Origin of the sequence: Methanoculleus taiwanensis, from assembly GCF_004102725.1 — an archaeon.
Classification (GTDB): Archaea; Halobacteriota; Methanomicrobia; order Methanomicrobiales; family Methanoculleaceae; genus Methanoculleus_A; species Methanoculleus_A taiwanensis.
In genome coordinates, this window is record NZ_LHQS01000003.1 from 109,991 (window position 1) to 126,772 (window position 16,782).

Here is a 16,782-nt window from a genome sequence, read left to right on the forward strand (position 1 = left end):
TTTCACTGTAGGGTGATCGTCTTTACGATATCCGCGTACCGTTCAGCGATTACGCGCCAGTCATAGGCCTCAGCTGACTTACGGGCGTTTTCAGAAATTTTCTGCCGGAGCACATCATCTTCGATGAGCATACGGATCTTTTGCTCGAGCTCAACAGCACTCTGTGGTTTTACAACCAGACCGTCAAATCCGTCAGTAATTACCTCAAGTATACCTTTTGTTTCGGTACCGATCACCGCTTTACCATGGCTCATACCCTCGAGCAGTACGACCGGCAACCCTTCTTGGAAACCGGAAGAATCCACAATTGATGGTATAGCGACTACATCTGCGAGCGCGAAGTACTCCGGTACTACAGCATGATCAACCGTGCCAACGAATTTGACATACGATTCGAGCTCGCTCTGCCGGGCAAGGGTTACTAGTTGCTCTTCCAAAGGCCCGCTCCCGATAATAATAAGCAATGCATCTACCTTATTGTGAACAAGTTCAGCCATTGCCTGAATGAGATACTCACATCCCTTCACTTCAACAAGCCGCCCAACAAAAAGGATGACAAAATTTGCACTGATTCCGTATTTTTCTCTTAAGAAGCCCTTACTCATATAGTCTTGAGTTTCAGGGACATTAACTCCCATTGGGGCAATCTGAAGCTTCCCACTAATCTCCGGACGCAGTTTCGGATCAATAAAGTCAAGTAGTTCCCGTGCTCGGTGCTCACTGACAGACACCACAGCATCAGAATTCCGGAGAGTAAAATTCGCGATTGAGCGACCAAACGGCACTTTTTGTATCAATGTTACTTCGGACGAGTGAATGGTCAGAATATGCTTTACTCCAAACATCTTCTTGCATACTGCCACAACGAAACCCTGCGGAACCAACCAGTGCGAATTTATGACCTCGATCTGTAACTTCCGAATAGTTGCTGCCGTGCTGAGTAGTTCAGATAGCAAAAAGAACGGGACCTGAAGTTTTGCAAGAAAGCTTTGTTTGACATTGTAGGCGATACCCCCATCTCGCGAGAGATACTGAAGTTGAAAGGGATAGAAATATGGAAAACGAAAAACAGGTAGCCCATTCAGAGATTCAGCCTTCGCGCTTCCCTCAACACGAGGGCATAGTACAGTGACACAATTACCCCGACTCAATCGTGCTGCTAATTCATAGATGAAATGTCCCTGCAGATCTCCTATAAATCTTGGAAAAGAGCTGGATAGGATTAGTAGTCTCGGTAATCTCTGATCTGATGGTTGAGTAGAATCAGAAGTGGCATCCATCAGTACCACCCTCCGTTCTTCTCCGCTTGCATATCGAACAGCATTGCAAAGAGCATAAACTGCGCCCCAAACCCGAAGACAAGCAGTGCTATGACTGCCGGTACAAATATCGGGTATCCCTGAATGAACTTGAAATACAGGGCGTAGAGCCCCACCAGCACTCCAAGCAACGTGAATGCAACCCCGAACAGATAGTAAAAGACCAGCGGGTGGAAGCTCATAATGATGTACTTCGTCTTCAGCCGCCAGAGGAAGTCCTTCAGCAGCAGCCATGAGAGCCGCATAATATAACTACCATACTTGATCCCCGAACGTTCAAGGCCGTACCGAGCGGGGTGCGGCACGTTTTTCACCCTGAAGCCGTAGACGTTCAGCCGCACGAGAAGATCGTTACAGTAGCCATAGCGGGGATAGATCGCATCGAGCGGAATCGTCTCGAGCGCCCGGCGTGAGATGGCGGTATACCCATTCTGGGGATCCATCATCTGCCAGTAGCCGGACGCGATCTTGGTGAGCAGCGTCAGGACGGAGTTGCCGACAAACCGCCAGGTGCTCATGCCCTGCCGGAACACCGGATTGATCAGCCGGTTCCCGACGGTGTAATCCGCCTTCCCGTCGACGACCGGGTCGAGGAGCTTCGGGAGGAACGCCGGATCCATCTGGTTGTCTCCAGCCATGACCGCAATGATATCCATCCCATCCGCGAGTGCTGCCTGGTAGCCAGTGACGATCGCGGCACCGACCCCGGCGTTCTCATCGTGGGAGATAACGGCGATCCGGGAGTCCTGCACCGCACACACTGCGATCCGTTCACGCGTCCTGTCCCGGGAGCAGTCATCGACAACGTAGATCCGGTCTACGCACGCCGGCATGGATGCCAGAGTGGGCTCGATCAGGAGCTCCTCGTTATACGCCGGAACGACGACTGCGATCATTCTGTCCCTGTACATGGTCGTGTGTCCCGCAGGAAGACGCGTGACGGCTTTGATCCCACTAGAGAACTCTTGCAGCTGCTAGGTCTCGCCGGTCGGATCGCCCTGCAATGGTACTGTACATTTCAGAGTTTTCATTAATAAGCGTGTTGCATTTAGGAAAATTTATGGAGGCACATTTCAGGACATTTTAGTTTTGTTAAACCGGCATACAGGTATATTACGATTGATCTCTACCCCGGGATCCCCGCTAGCACTTGTATAGCCAGACACAGCAGCGGCGTTCCAATAGAGCAAAGTCTAGGAAGTGCAACCCCAGAGGGATATGGAAAATCTCCTTTCAGAGGTCCGGCACATTCTCGAGTGACCCTCTAAGTCAGAGAATTATCAAGCAACCGGTCGCCTGCCACGCACATCTCGGCTCACGACCAGGGGTCAGGTCAAGTAAAGCATAAATATCAGGGATTAGCGCTAGATCCAGCCGAATTCCGATCCGCACAGAAGCCCTCAGACAGCCGATCTCGGGGTGAGCCATGACATCCACCCTCCAGAAATTACCCACACTCATATGGGCAATATGGCCCTGCGATCCTCTCTTTTTTCGGGAATCAGAGCGACATAATTCACCAGATTGTCGTGGCAAAATCTGACCCCCGGAACCTTCGATAAAATGGAAAAAGAACGGCAATATGCCCTGCTTTCAGGGAGGAAGGAGGGCGAGTACCCTGCCACCTCCTCGATGCACGTGGGAAACAGCAGTGATACACGCCAGTCATCCTGCAGGGCGTTCCAAGAAACCATATTTTTCCGATGTAGGTGCAAACCGTTACGTGTACCTCATGTACATTTACACAACCGGAGAAAGAGCCCAATAAAGACAATAGGGTTTCGACCGACCGGATGGAATGGAAGAACCGCGCGATATCCGTCGCTCTTTGGAAAAACTCATGCCGCTACAGCCCACGCACCGGAATCTCCTGGATACATGCATCGAAACCTGAATCCCTCCCCGGTGCAGAACCAGTCAGCGATGTCGTATCGTCGTGCAGGGATGCAAAGAATTTTTCCTCAGTCAGTGGTAGCAGGCTGTGCATCTGCAGAGTCCGGTATTTAAGAACACCTATCTTTGAAAAGAATAGAAGTCACACCTATTATGAAAACAAAGATCATACATACTTCATCTGCAGTCGGCACCCCCGCCCTCTGCCCAGGCGGATACGTATGACAGTCACAGGCAAGCACACAAAGAAGAAGGCACAGAAGCACGGCAATACCGGCTCTCAAAATATTGATCGTGTCACGGAGACAGACGCCGGCGTTATCGCATCGTTTCTGAAGAACCAGACGATCCCGATACTGATCTTCCTCTTCGCGCTCTTCTTCATCCTGACCTTTTCAAATCCAGCCCTCTTTATGAACGACGAGTGGATCACGGTCAACCAGCTCCACCAACTCGACGAAGGCTCCCATCTCATCGTCAACGAAGGGAAGTACGGAACGTTCCAGAACGGCACACCAGGCCTTTACTTCCAGGAACGGCACAACCTCCTCGGCTACTCGCTGCTTCTCCCCATCCTCTCGCTTCCCGCTCTGAAACTCTTCGGACTCTTCGGCGACCAGTTCAGGCTGCTCATCGTGCTCCTCTGGTCGATGCTGCCAGTCGCTATGGCGCTGCTCGTCGAGATGACTCACCCGGAGTGGACGCACTGGAAGGGCATCAGGTGGACGTGGCTTGCCATAGGAGCAGGCTTTGTCGGTTTCCTCGCGAACTTGCTCCTCTACTATCCCTGGCCGTTCACCGCACTCGATGCACCCCGTGAGGTAGCGGCGGCGGTCTTCACAAACCACCTCATCTTTGCCATGCTTGCCGTGATGATCTACCTCATCTGTAGGACGGTATTTGAGGATACATGGTTCTCTATCTTCGGGACGATCGCCTGCATTTCCTGCTCGTCCTATATCTTCTGGGCTGCAAACGCGAAGGATCACATCCTCGTTGTGGCACTGGTGGCCGCCGTGATCCTGTTCATGATACGGTACATCCGGTACGGCGGGTTCCGGGATGCCGCGCTCGGGTTTGCATTCATCGGGCTGTTGGCATGGGGGCGCGCGGAGCTCGGGTTTACGGTGTTTCTGTTCACCCTGATCTTTTATGGATGGTCGCAGTATCGCGAAATCCGTGGAACCGGTCGATCGCCATCGGATGTGATTCCATTCATTGTTGCTCCGGCGTGCGTTGCTCTCGGGGCACTGCCCTCGTTGCTGAATAACATCTACGTGACAGGAAGCCCTCTCATTCCACCTCACTATGTCTATATGAAGATGATGTGGAGCAAGCAGAGCTCTGCCACAATAGGCGCCGAGAGCATAAGCGACATTTCACAGTCGGTTCCTGCCCCAACCGGGGGACTTGGTGGATTTTTCGGAACGGTCGTGAGTTACTTCTCGCCCTCGGTCTCAACTATCCCACAGGACTTTTTCGGGATATTATTTGCTCCCGCATCAGGAAATATGAGTCTGATAGCCGTTTCTCCGCTGATTTTCTTTGCCATTGTAATCTTACCAATTGCCTATATCAGTCATAGGGATCAATTCGGTGAAAAGGAAAAGTCAATTATTGGTTTGCTCATAATGGTCAGTATAGCGATCTGGCTGGCGTATATGCAATCGTGGCATGGCCTGAATGCAAGTCAAGGAGTTTTGCCTGACATCCGCTACTTTGCTCCGTTTTATCTCTTGGCCGGATTGCTAGGGTTGCTTGCAGTGAAGTCATTTCTTGCAGGCACCAGTTGGAGGCATATTTCACTTTACTATGTGCCATCTATAGCAATACTGACGCCAGCCGTACTCATAATCATGCTTCTCATACAACCATACGGAGGTTATTACGCAGGATACACGGCATTCTTCACCCAGATGACATTCAGTCTGCTGGTAATATCATTTATTGCTGTCTACCTTAAACATACAAAGAGAATTTCTCCTCAAGGACTGTATGCCTCGATCATACTTGTGCTTACGGTGCCCTTGGTATGGCAGATGATGATGCTATTTCTCTATTCTGTTTCAAAGTTCAATGGATATCCCCTATGGGTGCCGATAGTCGATGCATTATACAATTCATGCATAGGAGTTATCGAAGCACCACACTGAAAAATCACTTTTGATAAACCTTTCCATTTTCGACGAGCTCATCCCATTATTGTTCTGATCTGAGTGTAATTCCGTGGGAAAAGCAAATATGCCGTTTCATCTAACCGCTATCAACGGCGGCGCAAAAGTGTACAGATTTGGGCGGAATAACGTGTACACCTGATCGCATAATGGTATCGAAACTCACCCCATGGGTGCGGGAGAAGATCCCCTACTTCGTCGTTCTTTCAACCGGTAGCTATCACCCTTGAAAAACTTATCCGCCGTGGGACATCCCCCGTGTCCGTAATCCAGCATGCCTACACCCTGCTTCATGCCGAAAAACCCGGCAATGAGGGTGCCGAGCTCGTCCGATGCCATCCGCCGTCCGTTTTCAATAGCCGGAAAACGTTTGTCACCCATGGTCTTGACGCGGCGCTACACCGGAAGATCCGTGATGAAACCCTGATTCCCCGGAAACTGGACGGTGCCGGCGAAGCATGCCATATCCAGATCGCCTGCAGCGAACCGCCGGAAGGTCGTTCCCGCTGGACGTTGCAGTTGCTCGCCGATCGCCTCATGGAACTGCAGGTTGCTGACGCCATCTCAATCAAGACCATGGAACGGACACTGAAAAACGAGCTCCATCTGCATACAAAAAAGCAGGGGGTCATCCCGCCACACGAAAACGGAAACTTTGTCGCCGCGACGGAATATGTGCTGGCGGTCTACCAGCGACCTTTTGATCCGGAACACCCCGTTATCTGCATGGACGAACAGCCGATACAACCGCATGCCGAGGTCCGGGAGCCGATTCCAACACAGCTCGGCCGTCCGGAAAGGCACGAGTACGAGAGAACGGGGTTGTCTGCGGGTTCATGTTCACCGAGCTGCTGGGGCAGTAGCGGCGGAACACCCTCTCGGAAACCCGAACTAAGAAGGATTGGGCTCATCAGGTGCAACACCTTCTCGCCGTGGACTATCCCAACGCAAAGAAGGTGATACTTGTCTGCGACAATCTCAATATACATGTACCGGGAGCATTGTACGAGACATTCCCTCCCGAGACAGCAAGAAACATCTTGAGCCAACTGGAAATTTATTACACCCAAAGCATGAGAGCGGGCTGAATATTGCCGAGATTGAACTCAGTGCCCTGACACGGCAATGCCTGAAACGAAGGATCCGACAAACGAAACAATCCAGACGGAAACAGATGCCTGGAACCGGCAACACCAACCAATCCCAGAAAGGCGTCGACTGGCAGCTCACCGCCGAGGACGCAAGAGTGAAACTCAAGCGGCTCTACCCGAAGATCTTAGAAAATTAGAGGACAAGGAGCACTAATAATGCTATGCAGGGCAGAAGGAATGCAAACAGTGAGATACCCCGTGCTAACACAAAGAGCTCATCCCAAAATTTTCCATCTCATGATGGTGCATGCCAAGTGTATCAACCCAAGAAATGAGTGCTCATAGCGTTCAAACCGGGGAGTAATCTTCTTGAACGCCTCTATCCAGCTGAAGAACCGTTCAATGGCACTGCGCTTCTTATAGGGTTCCGGATCGAACCAGAATGGCCTTCCTCGCTTCGGGTGTGTCCGGGATCTCTGGTTAACCGGGATATTACTTTTAATTCTTCTCTTCCGGTTGTACTGGCGAATCTCCCGTGAATCGTAGGCTGCATCTGCGGAGATTATCGAGGAGTGATCCTGAACATCCGGAATTGCAAATGCTTCGAGTGTTGGTTCATAAAGCCGGGAATCATGGACATTTGCCGGGGAAACCGTACAGGCAAGCGGGAGACCATGCCGATCGACCAGGGCACTCAGCTTACTCCCGTTTACCTTTTTATAGCCATCATAACCGGTTGATCCCCCTTTTTGGCTGGGATATCCTTGGTATCGGTGGAACAATGCGTGAGATCGACTTTCCGGATCTCATACCCCGATTGGAGAAGGTTGAGGAAGATCGCCTGGTACACCCTCTTCTCGCAGAGTTCGAGGTGATATCGGGGAACCGTCGATTTTGTGCCGTATTTCTCCGGTACGTCGTGCCAGGTGCAGCCGGTGGTCAGGACGTACAGGATACCGTTGATCAGCCCGCGGGGGTCACGCCGCGGTCGGCCGATATGGGGCTTTGTTGGGGGAGGTGTTTTCGGATGATGTCCCAGAGATCGCCGTCGATTTCCCGGAAGGCCATGACCCTGAGTATTATCTAAAGTGACTTATAAATTTGGGATGACCTCAAAATTAAAAAGAGATTAGTAAAGGATGTTTATCTTGTCCACATATGCCGGGACGGATTTCTTAATCTGGAAAACCGCCCCTACAGCAGGCTGTAGGTTGATAGAGAACGGTTTGTTCACAGTCGTGGATGTGGGAACGGATACGCCTATGATAAACTGCTCACCAGGCTCAAGAAGGGAGTCGTCATCAGCATTGATCTTACTAATTACTCCCCACTGCATGTTTGCTGTAGCAGATGCGGTGTATAACTTGTCCGTCAGGTCATAACCGCTGTCAGTCTGATAGTCCGCATCCGCATCTCGGGCAGTATCATCGCTATAAGATACAGTCATCTTTGAGATATCAAGCCCAGTACCGCCAGCGGTGTTTCCGATCGTAAACTTGACATATTGGAGATACTGAACAGCAGCAGATCTGATGCCATAAGTGTTACCTATGATCTCCATGCTGGAACTCGCCTGATCGACACCGGTGTGGACGACCTCCTGGCTCTTCTGGGTCGTGAAGAACCCAGCACCCAGCACCACATACGAGAACACCGCCGCAACGACGACGAATGCGATCAGCACGATCGCAGCCTCAAGGCCAGTAAAACCTTCATCGTTCTTCATTCTGAAACTCATGGGTCATCACCTCAATAGACCTCATAGTAGTTGTTATCGGTCATTGCAGCAGGGGCCGTTCGTTCAATCGGCAGAGCTGCACCCTTGTCCGGCTTTACCTCAATGGTAAATTTATCATTCACATCAATCTTGTCAGTACCTATGAACTGACCCCCGGCACCAGCAGTGGCAACGGTGATCTGAACCATCTCAAGGCTCTCCAGAAGATCATCTGTATCATGCTCTGGACCGACATAAGCGCGAGTGACGGTATCAATGGAACCCGCGTCATCAGAGTCTGCATCCACATAGGTATACTGTTTACCAGCCGTCGACACCGTATAAGTGACTTTGCTCATGTCAAGAGCAGTTCCACCAGCAGCCACCTGCAAGAAGAAGTAGACCTCCTCAACGGTGTCTGTACCCGAAGCCAGCACTGTAACCGGCCCTGATAATTCTAAGCTAGAACTCGCCTGATCGACACCGGTGTGGACGACTTCCTGGCTCTTCTGAGTCGTGAAGAACCCGGCGCCCAGCACCACATACGAAAACACCGCCGCGACGACGACGAACGCGATCAAGACGATCGCCGCCTCAAGGCCGGTGAATGCATCCTCATTTCGAACGATTTTACTCATTACACGTTACCTCCTGTTCCGGAGGCCGAATGAACGCGTCATTCGGACCATTTCGGTTTAGTTGGAGTATATACTTAAGGAAGTACTTAAACCTATCGAACAGCAAACACGCGCACAATCAACTTATTTCATAATCAGGGGATAATACAAATCAATTTGTTCCGGTTTCATCGCTGAATTGCGTATTTGTTTCACAAATGACACGGGGATTTGCCGATTTGGGTTACTCTTGCCCACCACTTTCCCACCCGGGATCTGTCGCACGGTGCATCAGAATCCCCGCCTGCCGCATCCTCCCCCGGAGAACCGATATCGAAGGTATAAATGGTTGGCAGATCAACACGATGAACGAGAGGCATGGAAAAACAGGATCTGCTCTATGTGGTGCTCGCCGTCGGCATCGTGGTGATCATGGCGCTCGTAGTGAAACCGATGGTGACCGGCGAGCCCGTAAACCTCTTCGGGACGCCCGAGCCTGAGCCGACCACCGCTCCGACGCCGGTCTGGACACCGGCGGCCACCGTGGTGCCCACCACGAGAGCCCCGACACCCACCCCGACCTGGAACGGCGTGGCAAAAGAGCTCGGGTTCGTCGACCCGTCGACGTACCAGATCGACCTCACCAGGGAGACCCCGGGCATCACCGCCCCACCCTCGGGGAGCATGCCGAATGTCACCTGGGTGACCTACACCACCATCACGGGGCAGTGGTCCGGCACGACGGGCATCTTCCATATCCCGACGCCCTACTGGCGGCTCGACTACACCCGCATCGTCCCGATGAACGAGGAGTTCCCGCGGTTCAACCTCCAGGTCATGGACGCGGACGACCCGAACCGCTTCGTCAAGGTGATCACCCTGAATCGCCCGGACTTTATCGGTTACAATACGACAAACAGCACGGCGTACCGGCAGAGCCAGTGGAACACCAAATTCTATGAGGGCAACCGGAACTACTACTTCGTCATCAATACCCTTGGCATAACGTCGTATGACCTGCAGGTGCAGGTCCCGGAGAGCTACGTCTGATCCCCGCCAACAACCTCTTTTTTCCACCGTAACGCGATGAACTCGCGGATCAGCTTCGCCGCCACCGCCGCCGTCTGGCCGGCATCGATCGGGCAGACCTCGACGTAATCGAACCCCACCACCTGCGGGGCGAGGGTCCGCACCACCTCCCGGAGGTCGTAGGTGCTGATCCCGAACGGCTCCGGCGTCCCGACGCCGGGTGTCTCGCAGCAGTCGACGGCGTCGGCATCGATCGAGAGGTAGGTCCGCTTCCCCGCGGTCGCGGCAACGATCTCCCGGAGAATCGCCGTGATGCCCCGCCCCCGAACCTCGTCGGCCGTATACAGCGTCACCCGGCCGGCGAACGCGTACTGCTCGGCACACCCGCTCCGGGCGCCGATGATGAAGATATTCGTAACACCGGCGTCGTAGACCCGCCGCGACACGCAGCCGTGGCTGTAGGGCGTCTCGTAGAGCTCGTCCCGGAGGTCGAGGTGGGCGTCGCAGACGACGAAGCAGTCGGGAGCCAGTGCCTCGACCGCACCGATCGTCACCGTATGCTCCCCGCCGAGCAGGATCGGGAACTTCCCGTCGCGGGCGAGATCGGCGACGACCTCGCGGACCTGCAGGGCAACCAGGTCGGGCAGGCGGGCGGGTTCGATATCACCGATATCGGCGAGGGGAACGTCTGCAAGGTCTATCCCGGCGGCGGGTTCGTACGACTCGAAGTTGAACGAGAGCTCACGAATGGCACGCGGCCCGAACCGGGTGCCGGGGCGAAACGAGGTCGTGCCGTCGTAGGGCACGCCGAAGATGACGTAGGCCGCGTCCTCGTACGCTGCGGAGGCATCGGCAAAATGAGACCGGGTGAACTGATCGAGATCCATAACAGACCTATCGCTTCCTGATAATGTATGTTGCGGGGCGAGGGGAAGCAAGGGTCACCTTCTAAGGTACTCCCGCAACGCTCCCGGAACCTGAGACGTTTCCTCCATCATGGCATTCCCGCCGGATCGTCACGCAAGATCGATACCAGGCTGCAGCAGTGAAACAATCGGATAACGGGATAACACGGCATCCCGGGGAAGAGAGAGCGTTGTACTCCGGGCAGCACCGCATCCAGAAGCATCTGTCTGCAAAAAGGAGTCGCGCACGGCTATCGGGCGCGGCACGCACTATTGAACCCAGAGCCTCCCCCCGGGAAAAGAAATGAGGCGGAAAGTCCAGCCTGAGAAGGAGGCGGGGACTGTTCACTCGAGTTTCTTCTTGTTCATCGAGGCGATATAGGGGACTTCCTTCCCTGCCTCGAGCCCGGCGAGCTGCTCGTCCGAGACGTTCATCTCGAACATCTCGAAGTCCTTGACGTCCATGAACTGAACGGTGTTGCCTGCCACCGAGATGACCTGGGCGGATTTGCGCTCTACGATCGGTACATAGGTCTTCGCCGACACCGGCTGGACGATAGATCGCTTGACCCCGTCGAAGATCCCGACACAGTCGACACGGGACTTCGCCGCTCCGTGCTTGCCCGGCTTTGAGGTTGCAATGGAGAGGATCTTGCAGGGTTCATCTTCGACGACGACGTAACGCCCTTCTTTCAGCTTACCAACTTCAGTCTGTTCCTTCATATTGTCACTCTCGTAATAATCGCGTTATTAATTTATCTTGGTTGCATTACATAAATACAACGCAGGAGAAGCGTACGTAAGAGAGGTTTCATGGTGTTTGTCCGGGCGTGCGAAGAGATGGCGGAATGCGTCAAAGATGCCGTATCAGACCTTGTAGGAAGGCCGGAAGGCGCCGAGTACGTGAAGATGGGCGCGGACGGAACACCCACCAAGAAGATCGATCAGGTCGCCGAGGACGCCGTCGTCGAGTATCTGCGGGAAAAACCGATCTGCAGGACCCTGATCAGCGAGGAACTCGGGAGCATGGATCTCGGCGGCCCGGAAGGGACGATCTTCCTCGACCCCATCGACGGCACCTACAACGCCGTCCAGGGGATCCCCTTCTTCGCCCTCTCGATCGGGTACGCCATAGACGGCACGCTCCTGAAAGGCTACGTCCAGAACCTCGCCACCGGGGAGACCTTCTCCGCGGAGCGGGGATGCGGGGCGTACCTCGACGGCCGGCCGCTCCGGGTATCGGCGATCTCTCTCCTCGAGGAGAGCGCCATGAGCGTCTACGGCCGCCGGTTCGACCCGGCACCGGTGCTCCACCTCGGCCGGAGGCTCCGCCGCTGGCGGCTCTTCGGCGCATCGGCTCTCGAACTCTGCTACGTCGGGGCGGGGAGAATCGACGGGTTCATCGACTTCCGGGGCACCCTCCGCGTAACCGATGCGGCGGCGGGGATCGTCGTCTGCGAAGAGGCCGGCGGACGAGCCACCGACCTCGACGGCGGGCCGGTCCGGTTCGGGAATGAGGTCACCACCGGGTACTGCCTCGTCGCCACGAACGGCGTGCTGCACAATAAGGTGATCGAGTACCTGAGGTAGATGGGATGCGGATAGTACTCATCTCACGGATAGACGACGCCGAGGCGCTCGAGTTCACCGCATCCCTCGCCGGATACCTGACGGGGCTCGGCCACGCCGTCGCCTTCGAGGCGGGGACGGCGAGAAGCCTCGGGAAGGAAGGCATAGCCTTCGAGGATTTCTCCGCCGACCTTGCCGTCGTCGTCGGCGGCGACGGATCGGTGCTGCTCACCGTGCACCGGATGCGCCGGCAGATCCCGATCCTCGGGATCAACTGGGGCGAGGTCGGGTTTCTCGCGAACCTCGAGCCGGAAGAGGCGGAGGCCTTCTTCGCCACCCATACGGATACCTTCGAGGTCGAACAGCGGATGCGGATCGCCCTCTCCGTCGGCGGCGAGGAGTTCGGCACTGCCTTGAACGAAGCGGTCATCGTCACCGAACGGCCGGCAAAGATGCTCAGGTTCTCCGTGCACGTCGACGGGATCGCCGCGGAACGGTTCAGAGCCGACGGCATTCTCGTCAGCACGCCGACGGGCTCGACCGCCTATGCCATGAGCGCGGGAGGGCCGATCATCGACCCGCGGATCGAGGGATTCCTCGTTATACCGCTCGCACCCTACATGCTCTCCTCGCGGCCGCACCTGATCAGCAGCGACCGCGCTCTCGATATCCAGCTCGAGACAGAGAAACCCGCCCACCTCGTCATCGACGGCCAGAGCACCTTCGAGCTCGAGAAGAACACGGTCATCTCCGTAAGACGCGCAGAAGAGCCGGCACGATTCGTCAGGGTCGGAAAACCCTTCTTCGAGAAGGTCGAGTACAAACTTCGCCGCCTCTGACCGATCTTTTGTCACGGACAGAAGGTTAATGCCACTCTAGGAGAACTCTTCCCCCTATAGGAGCGCGATTATGGAAGACCAGATGCGGATGAAACTCCCCTACGCGGCGATAGCAGATATCCTCAAGACCGGCCTTGACCTCAAGGGTTCGCCGGTCGCGGTGAAACTCGCAAAGAGCCCGGAGGGCATCCCCGAAGGGGTGGAGCCGATCGAGGAGACGGTTCGGCACTGCCAGATGATCAGCAGAGCCCGGAAAGACGGCGCCATCTTCTATGCGACGGCGGATAAGCACACCTGCATGGGCGGCAGCTGGGCGCTCGGCCTCAGAGAACTCACCCCGAGCCTCCGCTCCGGAGAGTTCTACTACAAGCTCGGCAAGTTCGAGAGCTGGGCGGCCTGCATGCGGACGATCAACGCGGTCCCGCACGTGCCCGAGAACGAGACCTACGCCACGGTCTACGCACCCCTCGAGAAGACGCCGTTCGACCCCCACGTCGTGATCATCGTCGCGTCCCCGCGGAGCATGTTAAAGCTCGCCCAGAGTGCAATCTATAAACTCGGCGGACGTATCCAGTCGTCGATGTCGGGTATCCAGTCGGTCTGTGCCGATGCGACGGCGCAGCCGTACCTGACGGGCCAGGCCAACTACTCGCTCGGCTGCGACGGATCGCGGAAGTTCTCCGGGATCGAGGACGACGAGATGGTCATGGGCATCCCGGCCGAGCTCCTCCCCGAGCTTGCAGAGGCCGTGACCATCGTCACCGGCGCACCCGGCTCAGTGCGCTAAAGAGACACCTTCTTTTTCAGGCCGACGGTGATGAAACCCGGCGAAGTGGGGTCCATTGTAAAAGGCTTATCATCACGGCGGGTCAACGTACAGGCAGGTGGTTTTTTTTGCGTGTATCCATGAAACTCGAGATGAAGGATACGCCCGGACAGTTGGTTGCCGCGCTCAAACCGATATCGTCAGTGGGTGGCAACATCATCGCAGTCATTCACCAGCGTGACCCCTCCTCGACGGCGGAGACACTGGACGTCCAGATCGTGCTCGAACTGCCGGAGGGCAGGCTCGAGCGGCTGCTCGAACTCCTCCGGGAACAGGGTGTCGACGTGGTGCGGCTCGGAGAGGAACGGCTTTTGCACCAGAGTTCGCTTATCCTGATAGGTCATCTCATGCACACGGATCTCTCGGATACGGTCGACCGTATCGACAAAACCGGATTTGCGGAGGTCACGGAGATCTCCCTCGTCATGCCCGCGATCGATCAGCCCTCTTCGGCACGGATAACCGTCCGTTCGGTCAATCTCGACGATATGAAAGAGGCAATAGCGATTCTCCGCTCGGTTGCGCAGCAGAAGGACATCCTCATGATCGAACCGCTGGAGGAGATCTGATGCGGATCGCAATCCTCGGTTTCGGCTCGGTCGGCCGGGGCATCGCCCGGGCGATTCTCCAAAAAGATCTCGGGATCACCGTCACGGGACTCGCCGACTCAAAGAGCGGCCTTATCGACCCGGACGGTATCGATATCGAGGCGGCACTCGCACGAAAGCAGGAGACCGGCGCTCTCGGCGACCCTGCAGTCCGGCCGATCGACGTCGTCAGAGACGCAGAGTACGACGTTCTCGTCGAGGTGACGCCGACAGACGCCGTAACCGGCGAGCCGGCGCTGACGCATATCAGGACCGCGATCGAACTCGGCAGACATATCGTCACGTCGAATAAAGGGCCGATAGCCGTCGCATACGCCGATCTTGCGGCCGCCGCAGAGAAGCGGGGCGTCTGCCTGAAGTACGAAGCGACCGTCTGCGGCGCGATCCCCCTCATCCATGGCATCGGCGAAGGACTCGCCGGGAACAGCGTCTCACGCCTCTACGGCATCTTCAACGGCACCTGCAACTTCATCCTGACCCGGATGTCAGAGGAAGGGCTGACGTACGAGCAAGCGCTCCTCGAGGCGCGCGAGCTCGGCTATGCCGAGGCCGACCCGACCTACGACGTCAAGGGGATCGACGCCGCGATCAAGCTCGTGATCCTCGCAAACACCGTCTTTCAGAGACAGAGCACACTTCAGGATGTCGATATCACCGGTATCGACCAGCTCACCCCCGAAGCGCTCAGGCTTGCAGAGGAGCAGGAGTGCACGATACGGCTGATCGGTGAGATCGCACCGGCAGAGAATATCCTCCGAGTCTCCCCGCGGATCCTCCAGAAGTCCCATCCCCTCGTGGTCGAGGGGACGCTCAACGCCGTGACCGTGGAGACGGACATGGCAGGCGAGATAACGCTCATCGGCAAAGGAGCAGGCTCGATCGAGACGGCAAGCGCCGTCATCGGTGACCTCATCTTCATCCGCGACAGGTATGTCAAGGGTACTTGAACGAAGGAAACAGTTCCTGCGGCAGATGCGTCAGCTGACGCTTGAAAACGGCTACTTTACGGTGACGGATATCGCGGACGTAACGGACGTTCCCCGGAGCACCGTCCAGGACTGGATCAACCGCCTCGTGGAAGAGGGGTGCGTAGTTCTTCGCGAAGAGAAACGGGGGCGGCATCCGGCAGAGTACATGGCGACCAGCGTCATGCCGACGAGCACCTGCCGCCGCATCTTCACCACCATCGACGGCGACTGCGTCGAGATCTATCACGAGTGCATGAGCGGCGGATGCGCCGCCTTCTGCGCCTTCCACCACACCCGGGCGGGCGGCGCCCTCACCCGGATTCAGCGGGACGGTACGCTCCTTCGCGAGCGCGCACGCCTCGGCCACCAGGATATCGTCATAGGGCTCGACCCGAACGCCGCGGTCGGCATCGCCGGCATTCAGCGGGACGGGGAGTATATCGTCCAGCACATCAAGTGTATCGGCGGGCCTGCCTACTCCCTGACCGATATGATCTCGCTTGCAGACGGCGTCTGCGAGGTGCGGGTTCACCGCACCGGCGCTCTCGTCGAGGGCGACGTCATCACCCGCGCACTCTCCTATGTAGCCATCGGGATCGACGATACCGATACCCGAGAAGAAGGAGCCACCTTTGCCCTCGCGCTCGCACTGCTCCAGCATATGAGCCGGATCGACGGCATCCTTCCGATCGGGCACCGCGTGGCGATGCTCAACCCGAACCTCGAACCGAGGACGGCGGGCAACTCCTGCAGCTGCATCGAACTCGCGGTCGAGCCCGCCCTGCTCGAGCATATCGCCGGGACGGCGGCCCGCTTCGTCGCGGGCGAAGCGCTCTCTCCTGACTGGGGGATCGCCGTCAAAGAGGGGTTCATCGTCCCGAAGGCCATGCGGGAGTACGGGAGGCGCGTCCGGAAGACCGTCACCGACCGGGACGACGCCGAGTCGATCGCGGCAGCGCACGGCATACGCCTGATCGGCGGACGGGGCGTCATCGGAGCGCTTGCCGCGGTCTCCCTCATCGGGCTTCCGCATACCGTTCTCCTCGACCCGGGGCGGGAGATCGGTGCGGAGGGGGAGGACGCGGCAGGGACGTCCGCCGGAACCGACGAACAGGAGACGCTACCAACACAGTTTATATTGTAGCAGACCCAATACCAACGTTCAGTTGTGTGTACGTAACTGTGTGATCGCTCGCGGGTGTGCAGCACTTTTGATACGGGAGCATA

The 16,782-nt window shown here is 56.2% G+C and carries 17 protein-coding genes; 9 read left to right on the forward strand and 8 right to left on the reverse strand.

Going from position 1 to position 16,782, the window contains the following annotated elements; genetic code table 11:
* Positions 1 to 2: 2 nt before the first annotated feature.
* Both ABH15_RS11035 and ABH15_RS11040 read right to left on the reverse strand, forming a co-directional pair.
* Complete coding sequence (locus tag ABH15_RS11035; RefSeq protein ID WP_128694452.1) at positions 3 to 1,280, reverse strand: glycosyltransferase family 4 protein; 1,278 nt, start codon at positions 1,278 to 1,280, stop codon at positions 3 to 5.
* Positions 1,280 to 2,230, reverse strand: coding sequence for a glycosyltransferase family 2 protein (locus ABH15_RS11040; RefSeq protein ID WP_128694453.1), 951 nt, complete (start codon positions 2,228 to 2,230; stop codon positions 1,280 to 1,282). Before ABH15_RS11040 ends, ABH15_RS11035 begins: the two co-directional genes overlap by 1 nt.
* Before the next feature lie 1,203 nt (positions 2,231 to 3,433).
* Between ABH15_RS11040 and ABH15_RS11045 the strand changes: the two genes are divergently transcribed.
* Positions 3,434 to 5,365: a hypothetical protein gene (locus tag ABH15_RS11045; protein WP_128694454.1), complete on the forward strand. Its 1,932-nt coding sequence runs from the start codon at positions 3,434 to 3,436 to the stop codon at positions 5,363 to 5,365.
* Positions 5,366 to 5,644: 279 nt separating this feature from the next.
* Complete coding sequence (locus ABH15_RS11050; RefSeq protein ID WP_128694455.1) at positions 5,645 to 6,346, forward strand: helix-turn-helix domain-containing protein; 702 nt, start codon at positions 5,645 to 5,647, stop codon at positions 6,344 to 6,346.
* A gap of 406 nt (positions 6,347 to 6,752) precedes the next feature.
* Here the strand turns inward: ABH15_RS11050 and ABH15_RS11055 are convergent, their stop codons facing one another.
* The 4 genes from ABH15_RS11055 to ABH15_RS11070 form a co-directional block, all read right to left on the reverse strand.
* Positions 6,753 to 7,259 (reverse strand): IS5 family transposase, encoded by a 507-nt coding sequence (locus tag ABH15_RS11055; protein WP_128694456.1) that lies wholly within the window; start codon positions 7,257 to 7,259, stop codon positions 6,753 to 6,755.
* Positions 7,187 to 7,474 (reverse strand): transposase, encoded by a 288-nt coding sequence (locus ABH15_RS14155; RefSeq protein WP_394342503.1) that lies wholly within the window; start codon positions 7,472 to 7,474, stop codon positions 7,187 to 7,189. Before ABH15_RS14155 ends, ABH15_RS11055 begins: the two co-directional genes overlap by 73 nt.
* Before the next feature lie 132 nt (positions 7,475 to 7,606).
* Positions 7,607 to 8,203: an archaellin/type IV pilin N-terminal domain-containing protein gene (locus ABH15_RS11065; protein ID WP_241648094.1), complete on the reverse strand. Its 597-nt coding sequence runs from the start codon at positions 8,201 to 8,203 to the stop codon at positions 7,607 to 7,609.
* Positions 8,204 to 8,226: 23 nt separating this feature from the next.
* The gene (locus ABH15_RS11070) at positions 8,227 to 8,832 is read right to left on the reverse strand and encodes an archaellin/type IV pilin N-terminal domain-containing protein (RefSeq protein ID WP_128694458.1); all 606 of its coding nucleotides are present in this window, start codon (positions 8,830 to 8,832) and stop codon (positions 8,227 to 8,229) included.
* A gap of 357 nt (positions 8,833 to 9,189) precedes the next feature.
* Here ABH15_RS11070 and ABH15_RS11075 point away from each other — a divergent pair, with 357 nt between their 5' ends.
* Positions 9,190 to 9,861 (forward strand): hypothetical protein, encoded by a 672-nt coding sequence (locus ABH15_RS11075; protein WP_128694459.1) that lies wholly within the window; start codon positions 9,190 to 9,192, stop codon positions 9,859 to 9,861.
* Here the strand turns inward: ABH15_RS11075 and speB are convergent.
* Both speB and ABH15_RS11085 read right to left on the reverse strand, forming a co-directional pair.
* The gene (gene speB / locus ABH15_RS11080; protein WP_128694460.1) at positions 9,852 to 10,727 is read right to left on the reverse strand and encodes an agmatinase; all 876 of its coding nucleotides are present in this window, start codon (positions 10,725 to 10,727) and stop codon (positions 9,852 to 9,854) included. The genes ABH15_RS11075 and speB overlap by 10 nt on opposite strands.
* Positions 10,728 to 11,090: 363 nt before the next feature.
* Positions 11,091 to 11,468 carry a translation initiation factor IF-5A gene (locus ABH15_RS11085; RefSeq protein WP_128694461.1) on the reverse strand — a complete coding sequence of 126 codons (378 nt, stop codon included), beginning with the start codon at positions 11,466 to 11,468 and terminating at the stop codon, positions 11,091 to 11,093.
* A gap of 90 nt (positions 11,469 to 11,558) precedes the next feature.
* Here ABH15_RS11085 and ABH15_RS11090 point away from each other — a divergent pair, with 90 nt between their 5' ends.
* From ABH15_RS11090 to ABH15_RS11115, 6 genes are all read left to right on the forward strand, one after another.
* On the forward strand, positions 11,559 to 12,335 hold the full coding sequence (locus ABH15_RS11090; RefSeq protein ID WP_128694462.1) for a bifunctional fructose-bisphosphatase/inositol-phosphate phosphatase: 777 nt from the start codon (positions 11,559 to 11,561) through the stop codon (positions 12,333 to 12,335).
* Positions 12,336 to 12,340: 5 nt separating this feature from the next.
* Positions 12,341 to 13,153, forward strand: coding sequence for an NAD(+)/NADH kinase (locus tag ABH15_RS11095; RefSeq protein ID WP_128694463.1), 813 nt, complete (start codon positions 12,341 to 12,343; stop codon positions 13,151 to 13,153).
* A gap of 70 nt (positions 13,154 to 13,223) precedes the next feature.
* Complete coding sequence (locus tag ABH15_RS11100) at positions 13,224 to 13,940, forward strand: DUF169 domain-containing protein (RefSeq protein WP_128694464.1); 717 nt, start codon at positions 13,224 to 13,226, stop codon at positions 13,938 to 13,940.
* Between the two features lie 119 nt (positions 13,941 to 14,059).
* Positions 14,060 to 14,548, forward strand: coding sequence for an amino acid-binding protein (locus ABH15_RS11105; protein ID WP_128694465.1), 489 nt, complete (start codon positions 14,060 to 14,062; stop codon positions 14,546 to 14,548).
* Complete coding sequence (locus ABH15_RS11110; RefSeq protein WP_128694466.1) at positions 14,548 to 15,534, forward strand: homoserine dehydrogenase; 987 nt, start codon at positions 14,548 to 14,550, stop codon at positions 15,532 to 15,534. Before ABH15_RS11105 ends, ABH15_RS11110 begins: the two co-directional genes overlap by 1 nt.
* Positions 15,518 to 16,699, forward strand: a complete 1,182-nt coding sequence (locus ABH15_RS11115; RefSeq protein WP_128694467.1) for a helix-turn-helix domain-containing protein — start codon at positions 15,518 to 15,520, stop codon at positions 16,697 to 16,699. The genes ABH15_RS11110 and ABH15_RS11115 overlap by 17 nt, the downstream gene beginning before the upstream one ends.
* The last annotated feature ends 83 nt before the right edge of the window (positions 16,700 to 16,782 follow it).

Bases quoted from the DNA above. Each gene is read 5' to 3' on its own strand.
- ABH15_RS11110 (WP_128694466.1), top strand. From the start codon at position 14,548: ATGCGGATCGCAATCCTCGGTTTCGGCTCGGTCGGCCGGGGCATCGCC.
- ABH15_RS11105 (WP_128694465.1), top strand. From the start codon at position 14,060: ATGAAACTCGAGATGAAGGATACGCCCGGACAGTTGGTTGCCGCGCTC.
- ABH15_RS11065 (WP_241648094.1), bottom strand. From the start codon at position 8,203: ATGAAGAACGATGAAGGTTTTACTGGCCTTGAGGCTGCGATCGTGCTG.
- ABH15_RS11095 (WP_128694463.1), top strand. From the start codon at position 12,341: ATGCGGATAGTACTCATCTCACGGATAGACGACGCCGAGGCGCTCGAG.
- ABH15_RS11040 (WP_128694453.1), bottom strand. From the start codon at position 2,230: ATGTACAGGGACAGAATGATCGCAGTCGTCGTTCCGGCGTATAACGAG.
- ABH15_RS11085 (WP_128694461.1), bottom strand. From the start codon at position 11,468: ATGAAGGAACAGACTGAAGTTGGTAAGCTGAAAGAAGGGCGTTACGTC.
- ABH15_RS11115 (WP_128694467.1), top strand. From the start codon at position 15,518: ATGTCAAGGGTACTTGAACGAAGGAAACAGTTCCTGCGGCAGATGCGT.
- ABH15_RS11075 (WP_128694459.1), top strand. From the start codon at position 9,190: ATGGAAAAACAGGATCTGCTCTATGTGGTGCTCGCCGTCGGCATCGTG.
- ABH15_RS11100 (WP_128694464.1), top strand. From the start codon at position 13,224: ATGGAAGACCAGATGCGGATGAAACTCCCCTACGCGGCGATAGCAGAT.
- ABH15_RS11035 (WP_128694452.1), bottom strand. From the start codon at position 1,280: ATGGATGCCACTTCTGATTCTACTCAACCATCAGATCAGAGATTACCG.
- ABH15_RS11070 (WP_128694458.1), bottom strand. From the start codon at position 8,832: ATGAGTAAAATCGTTCGAAATGAGGATGCATTCACCGGCCTTGAGGCG.
- ABH15_RS11045 (WP_128694454.1), top strand. From the start codon at position 3,434: ATGACAGTCACAGGCAAGCACACAAAGAAGAAGGCACAGAAGCACGGC.
- speB (WP_128694460.1), bottom strand. From the start codon at position 10,727: ATGGATCTCGATCAGTTCACCCGGTCTCATTTTGCCGATGCCTCCGCA.
- ABH15_RS11090 (WP_128694462.1), top strand. From the start codon at position 11,559: ATGGTGTTTGTCCGGGCGTGCGAAGAGATGGCGGAATGCGTCAAAGAT.